7 protein-coding genes and 1 rRNA gene are annotated in these 8,488 nt (G+C 33.3%); all 8 read left to right on the plus strand.

The annotated features are described in order from the left end of the window. Window positions 1-147: 147 nt before the first annotated feature. Window positions 148-1,047, plus strand: a complete 900-nt coding sequence (locus tag N4A40_00660; protein MCT4660340.1) for a bifunctional enoyl-CoA hydratase/phosphate acetyltransferase — start codon at window positions 148-150, stop codon at window positions 1,045-1,047. A 47-nt stretch (window positions 1,048-1,094) separates the two neighbouring features. Next, window positions 1,095-2,870, plus strand: coding sequence for an indolepyruvate ferredoxin oxidoreductase subunit alpha (iorA, locus tag N4A40_00665; protein MCT4660341.1), 1,776 nt, complete (start codon window positions 1,095-1,097; stop codon window positions 2,868-2,870). Between the two features lie 18 nt (window positions 2,871-2,888). Then, window positions 2,889-3,476, plus strand: a complete 588-nt coding sequence (locus N4A40_00670) for an indolepyruvate oxidoreductase subunit beta (protein MCT4660342.1) — start codon at window positions 2,889-2,891, stop codon at window positions 3,474-3,476. A gap of 225 nt (window positions 3,477-3,701) precedes the next feature. Then, window positions 3,702-4,484, plus strand: coding sequence for an acyl-CoA dehydratase activase (locus N4A40_00675; protein ID MCT4660343.1), 783 nt, complete (start codon window positions 3,702-3,704; stop codon window positions 4,482-4,484). Window positions 4,485-4,600: 116 nt separating this feature from the next. Beyond that, a complete protein-coding gene (locus N4A40_00680) occupies window positions 4,601-5,878 on the plus strand; it encodes a double-cubane-cluster-containing anaerobic reductase (GenBank protein MCT4660344.1) in 1,278 nt (425 codons plus the stop codon). A 4-nt stretch (window positions 5,879-5,882) separates the two neighbouring features. Next, complete coding sequence (locus N4A40_00685; protein MCT4660345.1) at window positions 5,883-6,131, plus strand: DUF3343 domain-containing protein; 249 nt, start codon at window positions 5,883-5,885, stop codon at window positions 6,129-6,131. A 178-nt stretch (window positions 6,132-6,309) separates the two neighbouring features. After that, the gene (locus N4A40_00690) at window positions 6,310-8,013 is read left to right on the plus strand and encodes a glycosyl hydrolase family 18 protein (GenBank protein MCT4660346.1); all 1,704 of its coding nucleotides are present in this window, start codon (window positions 6,310-6,312) and stop codon (window positions 8,011-8,013) included. Between the two features lie 414 nt (window positions 8,014-8,427). Next, window positions 8,428-8,488, plus strand: a 16S ribosomal RNA gene (locus tag N4A40_00695); the annotation flags it as partial.

Here is an 8,488-nt window from a genome sequence, read left to right on the forward strand (position 1 = left end):
AAAGAATCATGAATTAGTCATGGTTCTTTTTTGTTGGGTTAAATTTTAAAACAAGTGCTTTACTAATTTTTTTGAAGAGTTACAAAAAAGTTGGAAGAATTTCCAAAAGTGTGGTACAATGAATTTGGAAATGGAAGGAGGCAGTTTATGAAAACCTTACAAGAATTGAAAAAGAGTGTGCAAGATAAAGCAAAAATGAAACTTGCGGTGGCTGCATCGCAGGATGAAGAAGTACTTAGAGCAGTTATAGAAGCGGCAGAAGAGGGAATTGTTGAACCTGTTTTAGTTGGAAACATCCAGAAAACAGAAGAAATTGCAAAAGAGTTAGGACTAGATTTATCAGCGTATGAAAAAATACAAAGCGATGATTTGAAGGAAACAGCTCAAAAAGCTGTCCAATTAGTTAGCTCTGGTAAAGCAGATTTTTTAATGAAGGGTTTGATAGATACATCAATACTGCTAAGAGAAGTTTTAAACAAAGAGTATGGACTTAGAACAGATAGCCTACTAAGTCATGTAATGGTATATGAAGTACCTACTTATCATAAATTATTATTCCTAACTGATGGAGGGATGAATATAGCACCAAATGCAGAGCAAAAGGTTAAAATTGTTGAAAATGCAATAGAAGCATGCGAAGCATTAGGTCAAGAACAAATAAAAGTTGCACTTCTTGCGGCTAAAGAAAAAGTAAGTGACAAGATGCAGGCAACAGTTGATGCAAAAGAAGTAGAAGAAGTATTTGCTAAACAAAATAGAAGTGGAGTAGTTGTAGAGGGTCCACTTGCACTTGATTTAGCAATTTCTACTGAAGCAGCTAAGGTCAAAGGTTTTGAAAGTGAAGTAGCTGGAGATGCTGACATATTAGTTGTGCCTTCAATTGAGATGGGAAATGGAATTGGAAAAGCACTTACTTATTTTGCAAATGCAAAATCAGCTGGTGTAATAATGGGAACTAAAGCACCTGTTGTACTTGTATCTAGAGCTGATACACATGAAGCAAAATTAAATTCTATAGCACTAGGTAGTTTGATAGCTAACAAATAATTTAAGTATAAATAATAGAGGTTAAAATAGAGAAGGGTGGCGTTAAAATGAAAAAGCTTATGACAGGTAACGAGGCCGTTGCCAGAGGGGCTTATGAAGCAGGGGTTAGTGTAGCAGCGGCTTATCCAGGAACACCAAGTACAGAAATCTTGGAAAATATTGCTACTTACGAGGAGATTTATTCAGAATGGGCTCCAAATGAGAAGGTAGCGACAGAGGTTGCAATTGGTGCATCTATCGCTGGAGCTAGAAGTTTAGCAGCAATGAAACATGTAGGAATGAACGTAGCGGCGGATCCTATTTTCACATTCGCTTATACTGGAGTTAATGGAGGATGTATCATAATTACAGCAGATGATCCTGGTATGCATAGTTCTCAAAATGAGCAAGATAATAGATACTATGCTCGTCATGCTAAAATGCCTATGGTAGAGCCAAGTAATAGCCAAGAATCTAAGGATATGGTTAAAGTAGCTTATGAGATAAGTGAAAAATTTGATGTACCAGTTTTATTTAGAATGACTACTAGAGTCTGTCATTCAAAGAGTGTAGTTGAACTTTCAGATAGAGTAGAAGTAGAAATGAAAGAATACAACAAAGACATTCCTAAATATGTTGCTAATCCTGGAAATGGTAGAGTGCTTCATGTTAAATTAGAAGAAAAATTGAAGAAATTATATGAATACAGCAACAATTGTGAGCTAAACTATGAAGTAATGAATGATACTAAGATTGGTATTATTACATCAGGAGTAGCTTATGAGTATGCGAAAGAAGTATTTGGAAATGAAGCATCTTATTTGAAAATAGGATTTAGTTTCCCAATACCAAAAGAAAAAATCAAAGCTTTTGCTAAAAAAGTAGAAAAACTTTATGTAATAGAAGAATTAGAGCCTTATCTAGAAACAGAAATAAAAGCTATGGGAATAGAAGTTATCGGTAGAGAAGCTCTTCCTACTTGCGGTGAATTAAACCCAGATATCATAGCTGAAGCATTAAAAGGTGAAAAGAGATCTAAGGTAGAAAAAGATGAAGAAAAAGTTATAGGAAGACCTCCAACAATGTGTGCAGGATGTCCTCACAGAGGATTCTTCTATGAATTGAGTAGAAAGAAAAATGTTATGATTTCTGGAGACATCGGATGTTATACATTGGGAGCAGCAGCACCATTAAATGCTACGGATTCTGTAATCTGCATGGGAGCTAGCGTTAGTGCTGGACACGGATTTGCAGCGGCTAACAGACATCATGACAGAGACATGAGAGTTGTAAGTGTTATCGGAGACTCAACATTCTTCCATTCAGGAATGACAGGTCTTTTAGATATAACTTACAATGGCGGAAATTCAACAGTAGTTATATTAGACAATAGAATTACAGGAATGACAGGACATCAAGAAAATCCTGGAACAGGATACACTTTGATGGGCAAGCCAGCTAGAGAAGTTGATTTAGTTAAACTAGTAGAAGCTCTTGGAATAGAAGATGTTGATGTTGTTAATCCTTTAAAATTAGATGAAGTTGATAAAGTTATAGAAAAACATTTGAATTTGGACAAACCATCTGTAATAATAACTAAATGGCCATGTGCTTTAAAGAAATTTAGAAAAGATGAAATCAAAGAATACAAACTTGATGAAAGAGGAGTTTGTGTAGTTGAGAGCGATACATGTAAGAAATGTAAAAAATGTACTAAAGTTGGATGTCCAGCTATATCATTTACAAAAGAAGAAGGCGCTAAAATAGATCCATACATGTGCGTTGGATGTGAAGTATGTATGCAAGTTTGTCCATTTGATGCAATTAAATTGGTACAGAGATAATAGAAAGGTGGGAAACTCATGTCAGAGGTAAAAAATATATTATTAGTCGGAGTTGGTGGTCAGGGAATCATCTTAGCGAGTAAAATCCTTTCTACTGGCCTAATAAATGCAGGTTATGATGTTAAAATGTCAGAAGTTCATGGTATGGCTCAGCGTGGAGGTAGTGTAACTACTCAAGTGCGCTATGGTGAAAAAGTAAACTCTCCTATCATAGGAAATGGACAGGCTGATATTGTAGTAGCTTTTGAAGAAATGGAAGCTATGAGATGGATAGATCACTTGAAACCGGAAGGAAGACTTGTAATTAACAACTATAGAATTCCTTCAGTACCAGTTCTTATAGGAGAAAAAGAATATCCAGATGGTATTATAGAATCACTTAAGAGTAAAGTAGATACAGTTACTCTAGATGCTATGGATATAGCTCAAGAAATTGGAAATCCTAAAACACAAAATATCGTAATGCTAGGAGCTTTAGTTGGAGCACTTGGTATAGATGAAGTGAAGTGGGATGAAGTTATAGAAGAACTAGTTAAAGAAAAATTTGTTGAAATTAACAAAATAGCATTTAACAAAGGAAAAGAATTAGCTGAAAAACTTTTCTAGTATAAATTCAAGATTTTGATGATAAGTCTTCGGATGTATTTAATATATATCCGAAGACTTTTTTCATTCACAAGATTATTAAATTAGACGAAATTCGTATAGAAAAAAATTATACTAAAAATAGTGCGATAGAAAAAAAGAAACTCTCAACATTAAAGCGATAGAAAAAGATATAATAAAAGAGATTTTGATAAAAAATATTTATGGTAATGATAGAGAGGATCGATGAAGATGTATACGATTGGAATAGATATGGGATCGGTAGGAACAAAAGCGGTCTTATTTAAGGATGGAATTTGCGATCAGGAAATAATTCCTACAGGATGGAGTCCTAAAAGTGCAGGAAGCAAAGTTTTTGAGACTTTGATTGAAAGAAATAATATACAAAAAGAAGATATAGATTATATAGTTACAACAGGATATGGCAGAAAAAGTCTTGATTTTAAAGATAAAGCAGTGACAGAAATAACTTGTCATGCTAAAGGAGCACATTACTTGCACTCAGAGACTAGAACTATACTTGATATAGGTGGGCAAGACAGTAAAGTTATATCAATAGATGAAAAAGGAACGGTATCAGAGTTTTTGATGAATGAAAAATGTGCAGCGGGAACAGGTCGTTTTTTACAAGTAATGGGTAATCTTTTAGAATATGAAATGGAAGATTTTTCGAAACTATCTAAAGAAGTTAAGCCAGAAAAAATAAGCTCTATGTGCACCGTTTTTGCAGAGTCAGAAGTAGTTAGTTTACTAGCTAGTGGAGCGTCGAAAGAATCAATAGCGCTTGGAATATTAGAATCAATTGCTCAAAGAGCAAGTGCTATGTTATCGAAAGTAGATTTGAAAGATTCTATTATATTTACAGGTGGGGTATCAAAGAGTAAAAACTTAGTTAATCTCTTAGAAGACAAATTGAAAATGAATGTAAATACATCTGAGAATTCTCAATTTGCAGGAGCTCTAGGAGCGGCAATAATAGGCTGGGAAAAGGTGAATAAAAATAAGTAATTGAAAATGATTTTCTATGAATAAATTTATATTTTTGATAAATGCGATTATTGCAATTGAAATTGTGTTACAATTTTACAGAATAATGAATTAATTGTATTTGAGGAGGTAGCATTGTGGCAGATTATAGAGAGTTGTGGAAAAATTTAGATGTGGATTTAGAGAAACATGATCAATTATGTGCAGTTTTACCTGAACTATTTGGTGAAGTATACATGAGTCAGGAAAACAGACCTGAAGGAATGAACTATTATAATTTTGTTGTTTCAGAGATACATGGTTTTAGGATACAAGAGTTGGCAGAGTTAAAAGAAAAAGAAAACAAGAAGGTAATTGGCACATTTTGTGTATATGTTCCAGACGAAATTGCATTAGCAGCGAATGCAGTACCAGTTGGTCTTTGCGGTGGATCGGATTTTTGGGAACCAGCAGGAGAAGAGGTATTACCTAAAAATACATGTCCTTTAATAAAAGCATCTGTAGGAGCTAGAATAAGTAGAACATGTCCTTATTTTTCATCAGCTGATTTGTTAGTTGGAGAGACAACATGTGATGGCAAGAAAAAAGCATGGGAAGTATTAGAAGAATATGCTCCGGTACATGTAATGGATTTACCTCAGATGAAAAGAGAAAAAGATCATAAACATTGGGTTGATGAGCTTAAGATTTTCCAAGAAAAAGTTGAAGAGATGACTGGACAAAAAGTTGAAACAAAAAAATTAAATGAAACTATAAAAATTACTAACAATAAAAGAAGAGCACTTAAGAGACTTTATGATTTGAGAAAAGAAGAGAATTGTCCTATCAGTGGAAAAGATGCACTTCTTGTTTCTCAAATAGCTTTCTACGATGATCCTATAAGGTTTGTAGAAAAAACTAACGCATTGTGTGATGAATTAGAAATGAGAGTAAAAGAGGGAAATGGTGTAGCTAGTAAAGACAAACCTAGAATACTAATTACAGGAACGCCTATGGCTATTCCAAATTGGAAAATGCATCACTTGATTGAAACTAGTGGAGGATTAGTTGTCTGTGAAGAGACATGTACTGGGACTAAATACTTTGAAAATTTAGTTAAAGAAGATTTAGAGACGCTAGAAGAACAATACGATGCTATTGCAGAAAGGTACTTGAATATTAATTGTGCTTGCTTTACTCCTAATAACGGTAGAATAGATGACATTATTAGGTTATATAAAGAATATAAAGCTGATGGAGTTGTATACTATAGTCTTCCATTTTGTTCAACCTATGCAACAGAGTACAAAAAAGTAAAAGATGCTTTAGATAAAGAAGGTATGCCAGTTACTATGATAGAAACGGATTATGGTCTTCAAGATGCTGGTCAGATTAAAACTAGATTAGAAGCTTTCTTTGAAATAATAAGTGAGTAAAGCTATGGATTACTACGTATTATTTCCAAATCATATGGCTGGATTGACACTGGAAAAACATTTAAAAAATGAAAATCTAAAATATGATATATCTCCAACTCCAAGAGTGCTGAGCGTGAGTTGTGGAATTTCAATCAAAATAAATAAAGACATAGTGGAACAAGTTTCAAATATTTTAAGCGAAAATAAAATTCCAAATTTAGGGATTAAACAAACAGAGAAAAAGCCTGCAAAAAAATATTTTGATGTATAAATAAGAAGATACCTTATTACCAAATTCATTTGAAGCATGATGAAATTTTGGAATAAGGTATTTTTTGTAGAGCTAATGAACATATAGTAGTATTGTAACTGATTTGTAATCGTAACTTCCATGAAAAATTAATCTAGATATGAGATACTAAAAGAAAAAAGTAGATGGGAGAAGCAGAATGAAAAAAAAGATAATTGTATCTAGTATTGTCATAGTGTTTGCATTAGCAGCAATGTATATGATTTTTGGTACTAATTTTTTGGACTTGCCAGAGTATGAAGTATGGAGACAAACAATTTCATTAGATGGAGATATTGAAGAAGGCGATATGTATTTTAATGTAGAGGACAATCATGTATATGCAAATATCGACTGGATTCAAAATCATAGTGTAGCAGATATTTCATGGGATCATAAAAATGAAGTTCTAACGTACTACGATGGTAGAAATCTTTATAGATTTTACAAGGATGGTACGGCAAGAAAGAATCAAGAGACTATAGAATTTAGTCAACCAATAGTGAAAAAAAGTGGTCAAGATATATTTATAAGTACTCAGTTTTTAGAAACTAAAGAACTTTACATGTTTGAATACCAAAAGGATTTAAATAGACTCATAGTATATGAAACTAGTACTATTGATAATATAAAACGCGCTACAAAAAATATGAGAGTGAGAAGCTCTAATAGCTATATGTCAGAAGCAATTGATCTAATAGCAGAAAATGAAATATATAAAGTGATAACAAATGGAGAGTGGAAAGAAGTAGTTAGTGCAAGAGGAAAAAAAGGATATGTAAATGAAAATGCACTAGATACAAAAGGCTTTTTTAAGTACATGAGAAGAATAGGAAAGCTCGATGTTCCAATTGGAATAGAAAACATAAGAGTAGCAGAGGTAGAAACACCATATGAAAATGACAAAAGAGATAGCCTTATAAACATGACATGGAACCACTTTGTTAGTAAGACACCAAAATCCACACAATTAAAAGCGCAGCCAGGCATAGATGTTGTTTCTCCTACATGGTTTAGTCTTAGAGAAAATCTTAGTATTAGAGATATAGGGACTATGGATTATATGAATTGGGCGAAGAAGAATAAATATGAAGTGTGGATATTATTTGCTAATGGATTTGATCCAAAAAGAACTAGTGATTTAGTAAATGATAGTTTGAAAAGAGAAAAGGTTATAGAAGAGGTAGTTAAAAAGACTTTAAATTATGGAGCTAAAGGAATAAATATAGACTTTGAAAATGTGTATTATAAAGATAGTAAAATGTTAACACAATTTGTAAAAGAACTATACGCTAGAGCAAAAGCAAAAGGGCTCGTTTTATCCATGGATGTCACATTTATTTCAGAGAGCGAAAACTGGTCAAAATGTTACGACAGGAAAGAACTTCACAAATACTTAGATTATATGGTGATCATGGCTTATGATGAATACTGGGCTGGGAGAAAAGAAGCTGGACCAGTTGCTAGTATACCGTGGGTTGAAAATGGAGTAGAAAAATTCTTGCAAGAAGTTCCAAGTGAAAAAATTATATTAGGTGCACCATTTTATTCTAGACTTTGGAAGGAAAATCAAAAAACTGGAGAGATAACATCGGTTGCATATACTATGAAAAAAGTGGAGGAATTTGTCAAAAAGAATAAAGTAAATGTTGTATTTGATGAAAAGAACAAGCTTAACTATGCAAGATTGGAATACAAAGGTGTATTGTATCAATTGTGGATTGAAGACTTTAAATCAATAAATCAAAGAATAGAAATCATAAAAAACCGTAATTTGAAGGGGTTTGCATCTTGGCGGAAGGGGTTTGAAAAGCAAGAGGTGTGGAGTTATATCGATCAAAAATTAAAAACGTCAGATAAGTAAGATACTATTGAAAATTTAGAAAAATAGAACTTTTAAAAAGGGGCTTGTCAAAGCTCCTTCTTCTTGCTATACTATAGAAGTCGCTGAGGCACACGGCACTTACGAGAGCCGCTAGTCAACAAAAAGATTTGGAAAATATTTCAAAAAAACTGTTGACAAGAAAGAGCTTCGGTGCTAGAATTATAAGAGTCGACAGCAAAGAGCTGGAGGCGAGAAACGACCTTTGAAAATTGGATAGTGAGATAAATTTCGTTTCATTTATATATGAAATGAGCAACCAAAATGTCACAAGATTTTGTGACAATGTGACTTTTAGTCACAACAATGCGACTTATAGTCGCAACGAATTAACATAAAAACATTTTTGTTTTTACGTCAATTACGTCAGTTTTGACTGATGCTTAATTAAACTTTTATATTGAGAGTTTGATCCTGGCTCAGGACGAACGCTGGCGGCGCGCCTAACACATGCAAG

It is taken from the genome of Tissierellales bacterium (assembly GCA_025210965.1).
Classification (GTDB): Bacteria; Bacillota; Clostridia; order Tissierellales; family JAOAQY01; genus JAOAQY01.

What these genes read in the sequence shown, in the direction of transcription:
- N4A40_00675 (MCT4660343.1), top strand. Translation starts at nt 3,702, where the DNA reads ATGAAGATGTATACGATTGGAATAGATATGGGATCGGTAGGAACAAAA.
- N4A40_00685 (MCT4660345.1), top strand. Translation starts at nt 5,883, where the DNA reads ATGGATTACTACGTATTATTTCCAAATCATATGGCTGGATTGACACTG.
- N4A40_00670 (MCT4660342.1), top strand. Translation starts at nt 2,889, where the DNA reads ATGTCAGAGGTAAAAAATATATTATTAGTCGGAGTTGGTGGTCAGGGA.
- N4A40_00690 (MCT4660346.1), top strand. Translation starts at nt 6,310, where the DNA reads ATGAAAAAAAAGATAATTGTATCTAGTATTGTCATAGTGTTTGCATTA.
- N4A40_00660 (MCT4660340.1), top strand. Translation starts at nt 148, where the DNA reads ATGAAAACCTTACAAGAATTGAAAAAGAGTGTGCAAGATAAAGCAAAA.
- iorA (MCT4660341.1), top strand. Translation starts at nt 1,095, where the DNA reads ATGAAAAAGCTTATGACAGGTAACGAGGCCGTTGCCAGAGGGGCTTAT.